Raw genomic sequence first — 16751 nt, forward strand, 5'->3', positions numbered from 1 at the left:
ACAGGCGGCCCGGCTTCAGCGCGGCCGTGGCGTCGTCCCCGGTCCCCACCGCTGCTGGTACCGGGCGGCCGAAGCGCCTGCGGTGAAGGCGGCCGAGGCCTCGGGGGAGGTGCCCACGCGCCAGTCGATCTCCTTCACCGCCTGGTACCAGATGACTCCGATGATGTCGCGGTGGCGGGGCAGGGAGCGGAACATGCCGGTGATCCACTCGGCCTTGCGCCCGGCCGCGTCCGTGGCGCCGACCTCGGTGATGACGAGCGGCTTGTGGGTGAAGCGGCGCAGTTCGGTGCGGGTGGGGGCGAAGAGGTCGTCGAAGGACTGGTAGTTCTCCTTGCCCACGGTGCCGTAGTAGCCGGACAGGCCCACCCAGTCCACGTAGGCGTCTCCGGGGTAGAGGCGGGTCAGCGGTGTGGAGTTGGTGTAGCTGACGTTGGGGCTCCACACCCACACCGCGTTGTGCGCGCCCGCCGCGTCGAAGACCTCGTGGATGTGGCGCCACGCCTGGACGTACTCCCCGCGGCTGTTGCCGTTGGACTGCTCGCACCAGGGGTACCAGTAGCCGTTCATCTCATGGGCGAAGCGGATGGCCACCGGGTAGCGGAGGGATGCGATGCCGCGTGCCCAGGAGCGTACGTACGCGTCGAAGTCGCCGTGGACGATCCGCGACAGGCGGTACGCGGGTTGTTCGCCGCGCAGTTTTGGTTCCTCGGCCTCCTCGGTGTGGTCCCACGGCTCCCAGGCGACCATGGGCAGCATGCCCCGCTCGGCCACCCGGTCGATGGCCGCCGCGTCGAAGCGGTCGTGCGCCCAGTCGGCCGAGAACTCGAAGACCTGCGGCCGGTGCCCGGTCTGGCGGGTGAAGTCGGCGGCCTCCGTGAAGTCATGGGTGCCCTGGGAGGTGAAGACGCCGAGGAACGCCTTTCCGGGGGCGGGGAAGGGTGTTCCGGGGTGAGGTGTGTCTTTTCCGGCGCCGGGCAGTCGCGTCGTCGGGGGCAGGACGGCGTCGGCGCGGGCGGCCGCCGCGCGGCGGCCGCGGTCCGCGAGGTCCGGGGCCACCTGGAAGGTGTACCAGCACAGGACGACGGCGCAGAGCAGCGCGAGCACCCGTGGCGCGGTGATCCTCATGGCTCGGCCCTCGCCGTGCGCAGGCGCGTGGAGACGCCCTCGGCCAGCGCGAGCAGCGGCGGCGCCGACCCGGCCGCCAGACACAGCAGCGTCCAGATCCGCATACCCGTGTAGTCGTGGTGGTGCAGGAAGCTGACGACCAGGAGGCATCCGGCCAGCAGCGCCCAGATCAGATGCAGCCGGAAGGTGCGCGGCGACTCGGCGCTGCGCAGGTCTCCCTTGGCGGTGACGACGTAGGCGAGCGGGCGTCGCAGCAGGGCGTTCACGGCGGCGGCGATGTACACGGGCCCGGCGAACAGCGTCAGCAGGATGCCCGCCATGCCGATCTCGCGCCTCTCGTGTTCGGCGAGGTTGAACCGGCGCAGCCACAGCCACAGCGCGAACGACCCGGCCATGCCCGCCGACCACAGCAGGAACCAGGGGAGGCCGGGCAGCTGGATCGACGACACCCCCAGCAGCATGTACAGCGCGGTGGCGAGGGTGCCGAGCGCCAAATTCACCGCGATGCCCGGGTAGTAGAACTGCACCAGGTCGTACAGCAGACGCTGGCGGGGCCTGAGGCGGATGCCCTGCCTCAGACGGGGGTTGAGCTTGATCTCCCAGATGCCGTACGCCCAGCGCTTCTGCTGGTTGAAGTAGTCGGTCCAGGTCGTCGGCCCCTCGCCCACGGCCACCACGTCGGGGGTGTAGACGCCCTTCCAGCCGTGGCCGGTGGCGGGGTTGAGCGTCCCGTGCACCCGCATGCTCGTCAGATGGTCCTCGATGATCGAGTCCTGGTAGCCGCCGATCTGCCGCCAGGCGGCCACCCGGTAGAGGTGGTTGGTGCCGATCAGCAAGGGGGCGTCGAGGCCGTTGCCGCCTCGCTCGACGATGCTGCTGAACAGGTACTGCTGTACGGAGGCGCCGTGCGCGACCCAGTTGTCGTACGCGTTGCCGTACACCTGGGGGGCGACCACGAACGCGGTGTCGGGGTCGTGGAAGTAGCCCAGGGTCCGCTCCAGGAAGCACGGCAGCGGCACGTGGTCCGGGTCCATCTGGGCGACCACGTCGTACCGGTTCTCGTGCTCGGCGCGCCAGGCGTTGTGGTTCCCGGACTTGGTGCGGGCGCGGAACGGGCCCGACGGCCGGTTGTACTCGGGCCGGTCCTTACGGCTGAAGTGGTGGACGCCCAGGCGCGCGGCCATCTGCCGTACGGCCGGGTCGTTGCCCTCGTCCAGGATCCACACGTCCACCGCGCAGTCCCAGCGCTCCACCTCCAGCATGGCCCGCAGGGTCCGCTGTACGACGGCGAGGGGCTCCTTGGAGGGCACGATCGTCGTCAGCATGGCGACCCGCAGCCCGCCCGGCGGGGTCATGGGAATGGGGTCACGCGCCCGGAAGGAGAGCACCCAAATCGCCACCGCCTGCCCGACTTTGATCGCCTCGACAGCGATGACCAGGCAGAACCCGACGCGGGCCAGACACAACCCGAACCCGCCCAGGCCCGTGACGCCTGGGCCGGGCACATGCTCGGGCAGCAGCAGCCAGCCGATGAAGACGAGGTCGGCCAGGGCGGTCGCGGTGACCAGTGCCGTGAGCGAGATCCGGTCACGCGTGTCCAGCACGGAGAGGAACCCCACCTCCCGGCGCGGGTTGGCCAGCGGGCCGCAGCCCCGGGCCGCACTCCGATAGGCCGTGACGGCCGACGCGTTGCGGCGGCGCCTCTTCTCGGCGCGCCGGTCCAGCCGGGTTGGATAACTGGACATGTCCCCCCTTGCTGACCGACAACATCACTCCGGCGTGAAAAGGCCGTTACTTGCGGTGAGTAGGACTGCCGTCGTCCGCTGTCCGGTTCCCGCCCTGCGCCGTGGTCGGGTGTTCGGACGCGCGTCAGAGGCGAACGGCGTACAGGGCGCTGTCGTCGCAGCCGAAGTACACCGTGTCCTGTGCGACGGCCGGGGAGTGCACCGGAGCGGGGGCGAGGAAGCTCCAGAGCTCTTTGCCCGTCGAGGCGTTCAGCGCGTACAGCCTGCTGTCGTCGCTGCCCACGTACACCACCGCTCCCGCCACCGCCGGGGTGTGCACATCGCCGGCGGCCATGAACGTCCAGACGGTCTTCCCGGTGGCGGCCTCCAGCGCGTGCAGCGCCTTGCCGCCCCCCGCATACACCAGCCCCCTGGCGATCGCGGGGCTGGAGCCGACGGACGCGCCCTCGAACCGCCAGACCTGCTTCCCGGTGCCCGCGTCCACCGCGTACAGCCCCCCGTCGGTGCTGCCGAAGAGGACCAGGCCGCTCGCCACGGCCGGGATGCCGGACACTGCGCCCCGGGTGGTGAACGCCCACTGCTGCTCGCCGGTGGCCGCGTTCACCGAGTACAGGTTGGTGTCGCTGCTGCCCACGTACACCGACTCGCCGGACACGGCGGGGGAGTGGGTGTCGTTTCCGGCGGTGAAGGCCCAGCGGCGCCTGCCGGAGGCCGCGTCCACGGCGTACAGCCGGTGGTCGGCGCTGCCGACGTAGGCGACGCCGCCGGTCACCACCGGGGAGTGGACGATGCCCTGGGTCGTGAACCGCCAACGGACCGCGCCCGAGCGCGCGTCGAAGGCGTACAGGACGCGGTCGTCGCCGCCCAGGTAGACGCTGCCGCCCAGCACGGCGGGCGCGGAGCCGATCGCCCCGCCGGTCGTGTACGTCCAACGCCGTTGCCCGTCGGCTGTGTTCAGTGCGTACAGGGTGCCGTCGTTGCTTGCCGCATACACCAAGTCACCCGCCACTCTGGGGTACGACAGGACCGTGCCGGTGGTCGCGAAGCGCCAGCGCGGCGAGCCCGCCCCGGACGGCCCGCCGCCACGCGAGAGCGCCCAGCCGGCGGCCGCCGCGCCACCGGCCGCAAGGACGCCGACGGCGGTGTACAGCACACGCCGACGGCCGACCGGCCGCCCGCCGGTGGCCTCCGGCCGGTCCGGCAACTGCTCGGTGCGCAGGGGTACGGAGACGGGCGGCGCGGTCGTCGAGGTCGGCGCGTCCGGAAGAGCCGGAACCGTGTCCTCGCCGTGCCACGGCTCCGGCAGCCAGCCCGGGGCCAGCAGCTCCACCGGTGACCGCCCGCCGGTCAGGGCGTGCATCAGCGCGGGCAGCTCCGGGCGGTCGGCGGCCTTCTTCGCCAGGCACCAGCCGATCAGTTCGCGCAGACCCGTGGGCACCGCCTGGAGATCGGGCTGCTCGTTCACCACCCGGTACAGCAGCGCCGGTACCGACGCCTCCCCGAACGGGCTGGCGCCCGCCGCCGCGTAGGCCAGCACCGAACCCAGCGAGAACACGTCGGACGACGGCTCGATCCGGAACCCCTGGATCTGCTCGGGCGACATATAGCCCGGGGAGCCGATCGTGGTGCCGGTCAGGGTCAGCCCGGTGTGCTCGCAGAGCCGGGAGATCCCGAAGTCGATGACGCGCGGCCCGTCCTGGGCGAGCAGCACATTGGCGGGCTTGAGGTCCCGGTGGATGAGGGACGCGCCGTGGATCGCGGTGAGCGCCTCCACCAGCGCCGCGCCGAGCGCCCTGACGGACCGCTCGGGGAAGGGGCCGCTCTTCTGCACCGCCCGTTGCAGGGAGGGGCCCGGGATGTACGCCGTCGCCAGCCACGGCCGGGCCCCCTCGGGGTCGGCGTCGACCACCCCGGCCGTGAAGAAGCCGCTCACGGCACGGGAGGCGATGACCTCACGGGCGAACCGCTGCCGGAAGGCCGGGTCCTGGACGTACTCCGGCCGGATGACCTTGATCGCGACCTTGCGGCCGCTGGGGGAGTACCCGAGGTAGACCCGGCCCATGCCACCGCTGCCCAGCTGGGCCACCAGCCGGTACGGCCCCACGGTGGCCGGATCGTCAGGCCCCAACGGCTCCAAGGCGCCCCCCGGGTCGCATCCTGGACTTCACCACGTCGCTCGCCGGAAAGCGTAGCGCCGGTCAGGCCGCGCCGCTCACCCCCGGAGCCACGAACCGCCGGTGCATCGGCAGGAGTTGGATGTCCGGCCGGCCGACGATGCCGGCCTTCTCGACGGCGGGCGCGAGCCGTTCGCCGAAGAACCGCTCGAATTCCTCCTGGGACTCCCAGACATCGGTGACGTGCAGTGAGCCGGAGTCGAACCACGCCACGTGCAGACAGGCACCGTCGGGCGCCCGCTTCTCCCAGCCCACGGTGTCACGCACCGCGTCGTACTGCTCGGGGGTGACCCCGGCCCAGCTCAGTGACAGGACAACGGCCATCGACTGCTCCTCTCCCGGTCTTGCCCGCCTCTTGCGTCGGGCGGGCCAATTCTCGCCGCGAGGGTCCCCTTTGAGACATAACGCCCTAGGGCGTGCGGCAGCGTACGGGAGCACGTACGGGAGCCGTCGCGCCCCCATGCCCGGCGGCCCGGCCGTCGCCCGGGCGGCCACCTCCGGCGCGCGCACCGGCCCGGCCGCCGCCACCCGTCCAGCGGCTGTCGGCGCGCCGGGGTGTCCGCCGGGCGCCAGCCTGGGGCTGTTGCCCGTCGACAACATCCCAGGAGAACGCCGTGCCCCGTTCCCGACGTCCGTTCCGCGGTGTGCTCGCGGCCGCCGTGCTCCTCACCCCGGCCGCGACGGCTGCCGCCGCAGGGCCCTCGGCCCCGGCGCCCGGGGCGGCGCGGACGAGCAGTGTGGAGTGGGCCGAGGGAAGCTTCCGGGCCGTCTGCGGCACCCGCCGGGGCGCCGCGCCCGACCGCCGCACCTTCCGGTTCTTCGACGACGCCCGGATGGAGGCGGTCGCCTCGCACATCGCGCGGGACCGGCAGGGGACCGTGCTGTGGACCGGACACCTCGCGGGCCGCCCCGACCGGCCCGTCAGCCTCGCCATCGACGGGGCGTGCGGACAGGGCGCGCCGAGGGTGGCCGGGGAGGTGCACCTGGGCAGCAAGCGGTATGTGATCGACGCCGACCGGCCGGGGACGTCCACGGTGCGCGAGCTGCGCTTCGCCCGTACGACGTCCCTGTACGGCGACGTCGTACGGGTCGAGGCCCCGCAGGGCCCCCGCGCACCCCGGCCCGCGCGGCAGGAGCGGCATGCGCAGCCGCGTGCCGCCGTCACGGCACCCGTCATCGACCTGCTCATCGGCTACACCCCGCACACGGTCCGCAACACCAAGGGTGGCGTGGAGGCGCTCGACCTGAAGGTGAAGGCCGCCGTCGCCGGGACCAACGCCGCCTACTCCGACAGCACCGTCACCGCCCGGCTCAACCTGCTGGGCACGTTCACCACGAAGGAGTGGACGGGCGACGACGGCGACACCGGCGGCATGACTACCGCCCTGTCGGACCCCAGCAGCCCGCGCTACTCCGGCGCGTTCGCCGCCGACGCGCGCCGCCAACGGGACGAGCAGGGCGCGGACCTGCTGCATGTGCTCACCCAGTTCACCCCCGAGCCCGGCGCCCTCTACACCGTCGGCATGGCCAACTCCCCCTCGCTGCCCCGGATCGTCCCCGGCGCCGCCCCCTCGGCCGGCAGCGATGGCGCGGCCTTCGGCGCCCAGCAGGTCGACACCCTCGGCACCTACCACCTGGCGCACGAGATCGGCCACAACTTCGGCCTCAACCACGACTACAACACCGACCCCGTCGACCCCGCCGAGGAGAACTACCGGCGCGGCAACCTCAACCCGTACTACCCCGACAACCACGGCTATCTGCCCGCCGACCGCAGCTGGACGGACATCATGGGGTACACCATGGCGTGCGCCGACGAGAACAAGTGCGAGACGAAGCTGTGGTTCTCCAACCCCCGCCAGACGTATGAGAACCGGCCCCGGGGCGTGCCATTGGGGCAGCCCGACCCCGCCGACTGCGTCCGCGTCATGAACCTCACCGGCCCCGTCCTCGCCAACTACCGCACGCCGTCCGCCACTACGGCCCCGGCGGTCCGGTACGCGCTCGCCGCCGCCCCGGACAGCCCCGAGCACGGCACCGTCACCCCCGCCGCGACCGGCCTGTTCGACAAGGGCGACCAGGTCACCCTGACCGCCGCTCCCAGAGCGGGCTACAAGATCGACTACTGGGCGGTGGACGGCAAGCTCCAGTCCACCCGGGCGAGCGAGCTGACCGTCATGATGGACGGCAACCACTTTGTGACGGTGAAGTTCACCAGGACCACGGCCACCGCGACCCGACTCCCGGCGACGAGCGCCCAGGTGTCCCCGGCCACCGGCCCGCCACGATTCGTGCTGCGGTGGGTTGATCGATAAGGTGCCAGGTCACGACCGCTCCCCGTTCGATCCACGGGCCGGTCAGGGCTCTGCCGCGGTTGGTGGCACCTCCACGACCGCCGTGCTGATCTCTGCCTGCCCGGGCCCCGCGATACGGGGGCGGTCCTCACGGCGGGGCAGCCGGGCCCCGGCCGACGGGTCAGGAGGAACGAGTGGCACAGATCATCGCCGAGGTCTCACGGACGTTCAACGAGTTTCTGCTCTTGCCGAACCGGACGCGGACCGACTGCTCGGCTGCGACGGTTGATCTGCGCACGCCCCTGGTGCGGCACATCGCGGGCGAGGCGTCGGCGATCGAGCTGCAGTCCCCGTTCACGTCCGCGATCATGCAGGCCGTCAGCACACCCGAACTCGCGATCGCGCTCGCGCGAAACGGTGGTTTCAGCTTCCTGCACCACAACCAGCCGATCCAGGACCAGGCCGCGGCGGTCCGCCAGGTGAAGAACTTCAAGGCCGGGTTCGTCACCAGCGACACCAACGTCCGCCCCGACGACACCCTCGGCCTCCTGGTCGACGTCATGCGCCGCACCGGTCACAGCACCGCCGCGGTCACCCACGACGGGACCGCCACCGGCCGCCTGCTCGGCCTGGTGACCTCCCGGGACTTCCATCCCCAGCGCCATGATCTGGACGGACCGGTCAGTGGCCGGATGACCGCTGTCGCCGACCTGGCCCATGCCGGACCCGACATCACGCTGTCCGAGGCCAACGCGCGGCTGTGGGACGAACGGCTGGACTGCCTCCCGGTGCTGGATAGCGAGGGTCACCTCCAGCATCTGGTGTTCCGTTCCGACTACGCGGACAACAAGCGCTTCCCGAACCAGGTCGTGGACGCCGCCAAGCGTCTTCGGGTGGGCGCGGGTATCAACACCCACGACTACCAGGAGCGCGTCCCGGCCCTGCTGGAGGCGGGCGCGGACGCGTTGTGCTTCGACTCGTCCGACGGCTACAGCGACTGGCAGGCGCAGGCACTGTCCTGGGTCAAGAAGCACTATCCGGAGATCCCGGTCGGCGGCGGCAACGTGGTCGACGGGGAGGCGTTCACCTTTCTCGCCGAGGCGGGAGCGGACTTCGTCAAGGTCGGGGTGGGCGGTGGCTCCATCTGCATCACCCGGGACCAGAAGGGCATCGGCCGCGGCCAGGCCAGCGCCGTGCTGGATGTCGCGGCGGCCCGGGACGCCTTCCTCGAACGCACCGGCGAGTATGTGCCGATCTGCTCCGACGGTGGGCTGGTGCACGACTACCACGTGGCCCTGGCGCTGGCGATGGGTGCCGACTTCGTCATGATGGGGCGCTACTTCGCCCGCTTCGACCAGGCGGCCGGCGCGAAGCTGCCCACCCGTGACGGCTTCGTGAAGGAGTACTGGGGTGAGGGCTCGAACCGGGCCCGCAACTGGCAGCGCTACGGCCAGGGAGGCCAGGGTCTGGTCTTCGAGGAAGGCGTGGACGGCTACGTCCCCTACGCGGGCGACCTCAACGAAGGCCTCGCCCTGACCGTGGCCAAGCTCAAGACCACGATGGTCTCCTGCGGCTCCACCACCCTGCCGGAGTTCCAGTCCACGGCCCGGCTGACCCTCGTTTCGGACCAGAGCTTCCAGGAGAGCCACGCCAACGTCACCCTGCGGGACACCCCGGGGACGGTCTCCTGACCACCTGCGGTCCCGCCGTCCTTCGAGCCCCCAGGTTGACCCGGCCCCCGGCGCGGTTACGCGGCGGGGCCCGTCGGCGCCGCTAGCCTCGGGCCCATGACAGACACCTTTGAGCACAACCCCCGGGTGTGGACCGCGGCGCGCCTGCGCGAAGCACTCCAGGGGCTGCCGGACGACACCCCCATCCACGTCGGTGTGGCGGACGGGCCCGGCGACTTCGACGGGTACACCGAGTACGCACTGGTCAACCTGGAGCCGGTCGAGAAGGACACCGCGACTGCCGGGCCCGCCGCCGTGCACAGCGACGTGGAGTACACGCTCTTCGCGGACTTCAAGGCGGGCCAGTACCACTACGACCTGGACTGACCGCCCGCCGAGGTGTGTCCGGGGCGAGGTGTGTCTGGCGCCCGCTACTCGAAGCGCGAGGTGTCGCCCGCCCCACGCCGTACGATCTCGGCCTCGCCGCCGGAGAAGTCGATGACGGTGGTCGGCTCGGTGCCGCAGTCGCCCGAGTCGATCACGGCGTCCACCACGTGGTCGAGGCGCTCCTTGATCTCCCACCCCTGCGTCATCGGCTCGGCCTCGTCGGGCAGGAGCAGGGTGCTGGAGAGCAGCGGCTCACCCAGGTCGGCCAGCAGGGCCTGTGTGACGGTGTGGTCGGGGATGCGCACCCCCACGGTCTTCTTCTTGGGGTGCAGCAGCTGGCGCGGCACCTCCCTGGTCGCGGGGAGGATGAAGGTGTAGCTGCCCGGCGTCGCCGACTTGATCGCGCGGAACACATCGTTGTCGATCTGTACGAACTGGCCGAGCTGCGCGAACGTCTCGCACACCAGGGTGAAGTGGTGACGGTCGTCGAGCTGCCGGATCGCCCGGATCCGGTCGATGCCGTCACGGTTGCCGAGCTGGCACCCCAGGGCGTAGCAGGAGTCCGTCGGGTACGCCACGAGCGCGCCGGACCGGATGCTGTCCGTCACCGTGCTGATGGTGCGCCGCTGCGGATTGTCGGGGTGGACATCGAAGTACTTGGCCATCCGCCGAGTCTACGGGCCGCGCCGCGATGGTGCCCGGGCGCCCGTTCACTCGTCGGGGTGGTGCGATGATCGCGGTGTGACCAGCACTCTTATGGATACCGTCGATGCCACCGCGGTGGCCAAGCACGTTCTGTTCGACGTCGACGGTACGTTGATCGACGCCGTCGACAACCAGCGCCGGGTATGGCGGGCATGGGCGGAGCGGTATGGCCTGGGCGCCGACGAGGTGTACCGGGTGGCGCTGCGGACCCGGCCCCTGGAGACCTTCGCGAGTGTGGCCCCGGACCGCGATCCGCACGAGTGCCTGGCCGCGCTCCACGAGCTGGAGGACGAGGACGTCCGCTCCAGTGTGTACGCCGCCTTCGCGGGTGCGGCGGAGCTGCTTTCCGCCCTTCCCGCGGGCTGCTGGGGGCTGGTGACGTCGAACTACGAGCACCGGGTGCGCGGGCGGTTCGCCCGGACCGGGCTGCCGGTGCCGGAGGTCCTGGTGGACGCCGCCGCGGTGACGGAGGGCAAGCCGTCGCCGCTGCCCTATCTGCTCGCGGCCGAGCGGTTCGGCGCGCTGCCGGAGAACTGTCTGGTGGTCGAGGACGCGCCCTCCGGGGTGCTGTCCGGGCTGCGCGCGGGCATGACGGTGTGGGGGGTGAACGCCCCTGTCGCGGTGGACGGGGTGCACCGCCACTTCGCGAGCCTGGAGGAGGCGGGGCCGGAGATCCTGGCGTTCGTGACCGGCGCGGGGTGAGCGGGCGGGCGGCGCGTGGACGGGCCGCCCGCGCCGCCGCTCAGGAACGGGGGCCGAGGGCGTCCACCACCAGGTCCGCGAGGAGGCGGCCCGCCGTGCCGTCCGGGTCGAGATCGGGGTCGTAGATGGTGAGGTTGAAGCCCGGCCCGGACGTGGTGTTCGACGCGGTCGGCGAGCTTACGGGTGTAGGAGGCGAGGGCGGGGGCGTTGAAGACGCCGTCGCCCTCCTGCCAGTCGCCGCGGTCGTAGCGCGGTGGCACGACCACCCCGCCCTCGTACGCCCCGAGCCGCCGCACGATGCCGAACTCCCGCATCGCTCCGGCGAGTTTGCAGCAGCCGGGGACCGTGCCCGGGGCGGGCGGGCGCAGGCCGAGGTTGGACGGGGCGTCGATGACCACGAGGCGTCGCATGCCGGACATCCTCACCGAGGACGGGCCTGCTCCTCAACAGTGATTCCCCTGGGTGAAGGTGCCACGCCCGGCCGGGGCGTCAGGACGTCAGGTGCAGGGCCCGGGCCACGTCCGCCGTGCGGGCCGAGGACGTGGTGGACTCGTAGCCGCCGCGCATCGAGGCGTCCGGGTCCTTGAGGCCGTTGCCGGTGACCGTGACCACCACGCGCTGCCCGGCGTCGAGGCGGCCCGCGCGGTGCTCGGCGAGCAGTCCCGCGATGCCGGCCGCCGACGCGGGCTCGACGAAGACACCCTCGTGGCGTGCGACGAGCCGGTACGCGTCGAGGATCTGCTCGTCGGTGACGGCGCCGATCAGGCCGCCGGAGCTGTCGCGCGCCGCGATCGCGCCCCGCCACGAGGCGGGGTTGCCGATGCGGATCGCGGTGGCCACCGTCTCCGGCTCGGCCACCACCTCGCCGTGCACCAGCGGCGCCGCGCCCGCCGCCTGGAAGCCCCACAGCCGGGGCCTGCGGGTGGCGATCCCCGCGGTGCCGTACGCGTCGTAGCCCCGCCAGGCGGCCGTGATGTTCCCGGCGTTGCCGACCGGCAGGCAGTGGATGTCCGGCGCGTCGCCCAGCGCGTCCACGACCTCGAACGCGACGGTCTGCTGGCCCGCCAGGCGGTGGTCGTTGACCGAGTTCACCAGCGCGACCGGGTGGTGCTCCGCCAGCTCGCGGGCGATGCGCAGACAGTCGTCGAAGGAGCCGGTCACCTCGACGATCTCGGCGCCGTAGCGGACCGCCTGGGCGAGCTTGCCGAGGGCGATATGGCCCCGGGGGACCAGGACGGCGGCGCCGATGCCCGCGCGGGCCGCGTACGCGGCGGCCGAGGCGCTGGTGTTGCCGGTCGAGGCGCACACCACCGTACGCGCGCCCGCCTCGACGGCCTTGCTGACCGCGACCGTCATGCCGCGGTCCTTGAACGAGCCGGTGGGGTTGGCGCCCTCCACCTTCAGCCACACATCGCAGCCGGTGAGCGCCGACAGATGGGTGGCCGGGACGAGTGGGGTGTTGCCCTCGTGGAGCGAGATGACGGGTGTGGTGTCCGTGACGGGCAGCCATGCGCGGTAGCCGTCGATGAGGCCGCGCCAGGGGCGGGGCCGTACGGAGGTGGTGGTGGCGGAGGAGCGCTCGTCTATGGTCACGAATGTTACTGTAACCCGAGAGTTTCCATAGATGCGAAACAATCGTTTCATCACCGGCGATGGCGGCGGGGAGTGGCATGGCGAACGACGAGGAGGTGGCGGCCCGGCTCGGGGCGGTCTATCCGGAGCTGCCGCGCGGGGAGCAGGCCATTGTGCGGGTGCTGCTCGACGACTATCCGTTCGCCGCCCTGGGCTCGCTGCGCTCCCTCGCGGACCGGGCGAAGGTCAGTCCGCCGACGGCCTCCCGGCTCTTCGCCCGGCTCGGCTGGTCCGGCTTCGCCGACTTCCAGGCCGCGGTCCGGGCCGAGGGCCGCGAGCACGACCGCTCCCGGCTGCGCGAGTTCGTCGCCACCGCCCCCGACGGCCCGCGCCGGGCCGCCGAGCAGCTCAGGGCCGGGCTCGACGCCACCATCGCCGCGGCCGGTGACCCCCTGCTCGCCCGGATCGCCGCGCTGCTCTCCCAGGCGCGCGGGGTGTGGGGGATGGGCGGCCCCCTGAGTGAACTCGCCGCCGACTATCTGGTCCGCCAGCTCGCCAGCCTGCGCCCGGGCGTGCGCCGGGTGCCGGACGGGGCGGCCGAGCGGGCCCGGGTGCTGCTCGACCTGGGGCCGGGCGACCTGATCGTCGCGTACGACTTCCGCCGCTACAGCGACACCACCGCGCGGTTCGCGCGCGCGGCCCGGGCGCGCGGGACGCGGCTCGTGCTGGTCACCGACGCCTGGGAGTCCCCGCTGGCCGCACACGCCGAGGTGCTGCTGCGGCTGCCCCGCGACGCGGCGGGCCCCATCGCCCCGCTGACCCATGAGATCGCGGTGACCGAGCTGATCCTGGTCGCGACCGTGCCGCTGCTCACCGAGTCGCCCGGGCGGCTGGAGAACCTCGACGCCCTCACGGCGGAGCTCGGCCAGGACTGAGCGGCCCGCCGCCCGGCGAAGGAGCGGGGCGTACGGGGGCGCTTTTCATCGGACCACGCGCGCAGGGCGCCGGTCTTCGCGCTCTGCCGGGCCGCTCGGACGGTACGAGACGGTGGCACGGTCCGATCGCCGTACGGGAAGGCCCATCGATGCCACGAGGTGCGCAGCCGACCACCGTGACCCGCACGAGCAGAGAGGCCTCCCCGCCCCACTGTGTGGCCCGTGGCCAGGGTTCGACGGTGTTCGCCCGCACCGTCGTGGCGTCACCGCCCGCCCGCCGGTCCCCGCTCGGATCCGGCTGCCGCAAGAGCGGGCGGGGAGCCCGCGTCCTCGCGTACACCGCCGGGTCCGCCGGATTCGCGCGGTGATCCCCGCGCAGGCTTCCCGTCCCGGCAGGGACGCGCACGTGGTGGTCGTCGGAGCGGGGTTCTCCGGCATCGGTGCCGCCATCCGGCTGCGGCAGGCGGGGTTCCGCGAGGTGATCGTCCTTGAGAAGGCGCCCCAACTCGGCGGCACCTGGTGGGAGAACACCTATCCGGGCTGCGCCTGCGACGTGCCCTCCACGCTCTACAGCTACTCGTTCGGCCCGGACACCGCCTGGACGAGGGTGTTCGCCGGACAGTCGGAGATCCACGCCTATCTGCGCTCGACGGCCGAGCGGTACGGGCTCGGCGAGGTGCTGCGCTGCGGGGTGCGGGTGCTGGGGGCGCGCTGGGACCCGGCGGCCGCGCGCTGGCGCCTGGAGACCAGCGACGGCTCCTACAGCGCGGCGGTGCTGGTCCTGGCCACCGGGCCGTGGCATGTGCCGCGCCCGCTGGAGGTGCCCGGCATCGAGGGCTTCGCCGGACCGGTGCTCCACACCGCCCGCTGGGACCACGAGGTCGACCTCACCGGCCGCCGCGTGGCCGTGGTCGGCAGCGGCGCCTCCGCGGTCCAGCTCGTGCCCGAGATCGTGTCCCGTGCGGCGGAGGTGCGGCTCTTCCAGCGGACCGCCCCCTGGGTGCTGCCCAAGCCCGACGTGCCACTCCCGGCGGCGTTCAACTGGTGCCTGGACCGCGTGCCCGGCGCCCGCAAGGCCCTGCGCGCCGGGCAGTACGGCCTCCAGGAGGGCCTGGGCTGCGCCTTCCGCCACCCGGAACTCGCCCGGCTGGTCGAGGCGGGGGCCCGGGCACACCTGCGCCTCGCGGTCCGCGACCGGCGCACCCGCCAGGCGCTCACACCGGACTACCGACTGGGCTGCAAACGCCTGCTGACCTCCAGTACCTACTACCAGGCCCTGTCCCGGCCGCACGTCCACCTCCACCCCACCGCCGTGGCGGTCGTGCGCGAGAAGGCGGTGGTCGGCGCCGACGGCACCGTGGCCGAGGCCGACGTGCTCGTCACGGCCACCGGCTTCCGGGTCGGTGAACTGCCGCTGGCCGAGAGCCTGTGCGATGCCGACGGCCGTACGCTGCGAGCGGCCTGGGCCGGTGAACCGCAGGCGTACCTGGGCAGCAGCGTCAGCGGCTTCCCCAACCTCTTCCTGCTCCTCGGGCCCAATCTGCTCGGCGGCTCCACCTCCGCGATCAGCGTCCTCGAAGCCCAGCTGACCTACCTCACCGCCGCTCTCGCCCACCTCCGGCGCACCGGCCACGCCGCCCTGGACGTCCGGCCCGCCGTACAGGCCTCGTACAACACGGCGGTGCAGGCAGCGCTGGCGAGCACCGTCTACAACACCGGAGGCTGTACCAGCTACTACCTCGCGCCCAGCGGGCGCAACACCATCGCCTGGCCCTGGTCCACCGGGCGGCTGGTGCGCCGGCTGAGCCGCTTCGACCCCGGCGCGTACACCTGGCGGGCACCGGCCGTCCGGGGGCCGAAACTGCCCGAGACGGCCGAGGCGTTGTAAGGGGCTGCGCGGCTCCGGCGGGACGGTGTCAGGATGCGTCGGTCTCCTCCGCCGCGCGTTCGGCGGCATCGACCTGCGCGGCGAATTCCCTGGCCGTCAGGCGCTGCAATGCGCCGCCGTGGCGCCGGACCAGCTCGTCTGCGGGCTCCGGCGCCGCCTCGTGGAGGTCGAGGACGAGCATGGCCGCGCCGTCCTCGACCCGGCTGCTCAGCATGATCAGGCCCGCGCCGTCCTCGATGAGCCGGCGGTTCTCGGCGGCGTTGGCGAGGGCGGCCCCGGCCGCGCTGCCAAGCAGCACGCCGATCGGTCCGCCGAGCAGTCCCACGAGCCCGCCCACCACGCCGCCGCCCACTGTGGGCACCCCGGCGCCGCGTACATGGTTGTCGGGCACGTCGAGCAGGCCCTCGGCGGACCTCTCAAGGACCGCCGCCTGGCGCAGTCCCGGCAGGGAGACGGCTTCCTCGTACGCCGCCCGGCACCGCGACGGATCGGTGAACGAGATCAGCAGCACATGATGAGTGTCCGCCATGGCAGGTGCTCTCCCTTGTCGTGCGATGCGCCGACCTTGCCGTGCGGTCCGCCGCTTCCGCCCCTCCAGTGGAACGCCCGAACCGGCGCCCCGCCACGTGGGCACGCCCGTCGGGGAAAAGGGCCGGTCCGGCCGGGCGCCGGTTCGGGTCATTTCCCGGGTGACCGAAAAGCTATTCAGGAACGCACTATTCACCGCAAGGGGATTCGGTCACGCTGGCTTGCGGGATTCATGTGTTTCTGGCCAAAGGGGGATTGCGGGTATCACGCCGAAGAGCTCTCCCATACGCTGCGCGAGTTGTTGGGAGTTGACTGACTGTCAGCTCGGGTGATCCTCAATCGAGAGGGGAATCATGCGTATCCGGAGAAGGGCCGCCGTGGTCCTGGCCACGCTGGGCGCCCTGTTCCTGGCGGCGCCGACGGCGGGTTCCGTGTCCCCCGCGCCGGACCATGCGCGTACCGGCGTGGCGAAGGCGAAGGACGCCGTCCGGGCGGCGCCGGACCCCAAGCTCGACGTCATGGCGGCGGCGACGTTCATCCACCTCGTGAACAACGGGTCGGGACAGTGTCTGGCCGTCCCCGGCGGCAGCCTCGACCAGGGTACGGGCCTCATTCAGTGGCCCTGCGGCACCTGGAACGACCACTACTGGAACCTTGAGCCGTGGACCATCGGCGGGGTCCGCTACTACCGGCTGGTCAACTACAACAGCAACCAGTGCCTGGCCGTGCCCGGCGGCAGCCGGCAGAACGGCGCCCAGGTCATCCAGTGGCCGTGCGGAACCTGGTACGACCACTTCTGGAGGTTCGATTCCACCGGTGGTGGCACCTACCACGTCGTGAACTACAACAGTGGCCAGTGCCTGGCGGTGGAAGGCGGAAGCCATGACGCCGGTGCGAAAGCCATTCAGTGGCCGTGCGGAACCTGGCCCGACCACTACTGGCGGTAAGGAGTAGTCTGCGAGAAAACGACGACGCCCTCCGGCGGCCGGGCGAAACGACCCGGCCGCCGGTCGGTCGTCCCGTGGT

The 16751-nt window shown here is 72.2% G+C and carries 14 protein-coding genes and 1 pseudogene; 7 read left to right on the plus strand and 8 right to left on the minus strand.

All coding sequences use genetic code 11. The annotated features are described in order from the left end of the window. Positions 1–15: 15 nt before the first annotated feature. The 4 genes from ACFWA7_RS00415 to ACFWA7_RS00430 all read right to left on the minus strand — a co-directional run bounded on the left by ACFWA7_RS00415 (position 16) and on the right by ACFWA7_RS00430 (position 5368). Positions 16–1125, minus strand: coding sequence for a glycoside hydrolase family 26 protein (locus tag ACFWA7_RS00415; protein WP_385536355.1), 1110 nt, complete (start codon positions 1123–1125; stop codon positions 16–18). Then, on the minus strand, positions 1122–2870 hold the full coding sequence (locus ACFWA7_RS00420; RefSeq protein WP_385536353.1) for a glycosyltransferase family 2 protein: 1749 nt from the start codon (positions 2868–2870) through the stop codon (positions 1122–1124). The genes ACFWA7_RS00415 and ACFWA7_RS00420 overlap by 4 nt, the downstream gene beginning before the upstream one ends. Positions 2871–2994: 124 nt before the next feature. Beyond that, positions 2995–4974 (minus strand): PQQ-binding-like beta-propeller repeat protein, encoded by a 1980-nt coding sequence (locus tag ACFWA7_RS00425; protein WP_385819900.1) that lies wholly within the window; start codon positions 4972–4974, stop codon positions 2995–2997. Positions 4975–5068: 94 nt separating this feature from the next. Continuing rightward, positions 5069–5368 (minus strand): hypothetical protein, encoded by a 300-nt coding sequence (locus ACFWA7_RS00430; protein ID WP_385819902.1) that lies wholly within the window; start codon positions 5366–5368, stop codon positions 5069–5071. A 290-nt stretch (positions 5369–5658) separates the two neighbouring features. On the opposite strand from ACFWA7_RS00430, the gene ACFWA7_RS00435 reads away from it, so the two are divergent. The 3 genes from ACFWA7_RS00435 (at position 5659) to ACFWA7_RS00445 (ending at position 9395) form a co-directional block, all read left to right on the plus strand. After that, positions 5659–7359, plus strand: coding sequence for a reprolysin-like metallopeptidase (locus tag ACFWA7_RS00435; RefSeq protein ID WP_385819904.1), 1701 nt, complete (start codon positions 5659–5661; stop codon positions 7357–7359). A 173-nt stretch (positions 7360–7532) separates the two neighbouring features. Next, the gene (locus ACFWA7_RS00440) at positions 7533–9029 is read left to right on the plus strand and encodes an IMP dehydrogenase (protein WP_385536346.1); all 1497 of its coding nucleotides are present in this window, start codon (positions 7533–7535) and stop codon (positions 9027–9029) included. 96 nt (positions 9030–9125) lie between these two features. Then, positions 9126–9395, plus strand: a complete 270-nt coding sequence (locus tag ACFWA7_RS00445; RefSeq protein WP_371656185.1) for a DUF6225 family protein — start codon at positions 9126–9128, stop codon at positions 9393–9395. Between the two features lie 44 nt (positions 9396–9439). Here ACFWA7_RS00445 and ACFWA7_RS00450 read toward each other — a convergent pair whose 3' ends face one another. Continuing rightward, positions 9440–10060 (minus strand): L-threonylcarbamoyladenylate synthase, encoded by a 621-nt coding sequence (locus ACFWA7_RS00450; RefSeq protein ID WP_385536342.1) that lies wholly within the window; start codon positions 10058–10060, stop codon positions 9440–9442. A gap of 91 nt (positions 10061–10151) precedes the next feature. Here ACFWA7_RS00450 and ACFWA7_RS00455 point away from each other — a divergent pair, with 91 nt between their 5' ends. Next, positions 10152–10802, plus strand: coding sequence for an HAD family hydrolase (locus tag ACFWA7_RS00455; RefSeq protein WP_385820170.1), 651 nt, complete (start codon positions 10152–10154; stop codon positions 10800–10802). 140 nt (positions 10803–10942) lie between these two features. On the opposite strand, the pseudogene ACFWA7_RS00460 reads toward ACFWA7_RS00455, so the two are convergent. Both ACFWA7_RS00460 and thrC read right to left on the minus strand, forming a co-directional pair. Then, a pseudogene (locus ACFWA7_RS00460) lies at positions 10943–11212 on the minus strand (arginase family protein); the annotation flags it as partial. A gap of 79 nt (positions 11213–11291) precedes the next feature. Beyond that, positions 11292–12389 (minus strand): threonine synthase, encoded by a 1098-nt coding sequence (gene thrC / locus ACFWA7_RS00465; RefSeq protein WP_385536441.1) that lies wholly within the window; start codon positions 12387–12389, stop codon positions 11292–11294. Between the two features lie 83 nt (positions 12390–12472). Here thrC and ACFWA7_RS00470 point away from each other — a divergent pair, with 83 nt between their 5' ends. Next, a complete protein-coding gene (locus ACFWA7_RS00470; RefSeq protein WP_385536341.1) occupies positions 12473–13309 on the plus strand; it encodes a MurR/RpiR family transcriptional regulator in 837 nt (278 codons plus the stop codon). A 406-nt stretch (positions 13310–13715) separates the two neighbouring features. Next, positions 13716–15197: a flavin-containing monooxygenase gene (locus ACFWA7_RS00475; RefSeq protein ID WP_385819907.1), complete on the plus strand. Its 1482-nt coding sequence runs from the start codon at positions 13716–13718 to the stop codon at positions 15195–15197. Between the two features lie 28 nt (positions 15198–15225). On the opposite strand, the gene ACFWA7_RS00480 is transcribed toward ACFWA7_RS00475, so the two are convergent. Then, positions 15226–15726 (minus strand): histidine kinase, encoded by a 501-nt coding sequence (locus tag ACFWA7_RS00480; RefSeq protein WP_385536337.1) that lies wholly within the window; start codon positions 15724–15726, stop codon positions 15226–15228. Between the two features lie 352 nt (positions 15727–16078). On the opposite strand from ACFWA7_RS00480, the gene ACFWA7_RS00485 reads away from it, so the two are divergent. Then, positions 16079–16672: an RICIN domain-containing protein gene (locus ACFWA7_RS00485; protein WP_385819909.1), complete on the plus strand. Its 594-nt coding sequence runs from the start codon at positions 16079–16081 to the stop codon at positions 16670–16672. Positions 16673–16751: the final 79 nt, after the last annotated feature.

The sequence above is a fragment of the Streptomyces sp. NPDC059994 genome (assembly GCF_042737755.1).
Lineage (GTDB): Bacteria > Actinomycetota > Actinomycetes > Streptomycetales > Streptomycetaceae > Streptomyces.

Bases quoted from the DNA above. Each gene is read 5' to 3' on its own strand.
- ACFWA7_RS00415 (WP_385536355.1), bottom strand. From the start codon at position 1,125: ATGAGGATCACCGCGCCACGGGTGCTCGCGCTGCTCTGCGCCGTCGTC.
- ACFWA7_RS00420 (WP_385536353.1), bottom strand. From the start codon at position 2,870: ATGTCCAGTTATCCAACCCGGCTGGACCGGCGCGCCGAGAAGAGGCGC.
- ACFWA7_RS00430 (WP_385819902.1), bottom strand. From the start codon at position 5,368: ATGGCCGTTGTCCTGTCACTGAGCTGGGCCGGGGTCACCCCCGAGCAG.
- ACFWA7_RS00445 (WP_371656185.1), top strand. From the start codon at position 9,126: ATGACAGACACCTTTGAGCACAACCCCCGGGTGTGGACCGCGGCGCGC.
- ACFWA7_RS00450 (WP_385536342.1), bottom strand. From the start codon at position 10,060: ATGGCCAAGTACTTCGATGTCCACCCCGACAATCCGCAGCGGCGCACC.
- ACFWA7_RS00455 (WP_385820170.1), top strand. From the start codon at position 10,152: ATGGATACCGTCGATGCCACCGCGGTGGCCAAGCACGTTCTGTTCGAC.
- ACFWA7_RS00470 (WP_385536341.1), top strand. From the start codon at position 12,473: ATGGCGAACGACGAGGAGGTGGCGGCCCGGCTCGGGGCGGTCTATCCG.
- ACFWA7_RS00480 (WP_385536337.1), bottom strand. From the start codon at position 15,726: ATGGCGGACACTCATCATGTGCTGCTGATCTCGTTCACCGATCCGTCG.
- ACFWA7_RS00485 (WP_385819909.1), top strand. From the start codon at position 16,079: ATGCGTATCCGGAGAAGGGCCGCCGTGGTCCTGGCCACGCTGGGCGCC.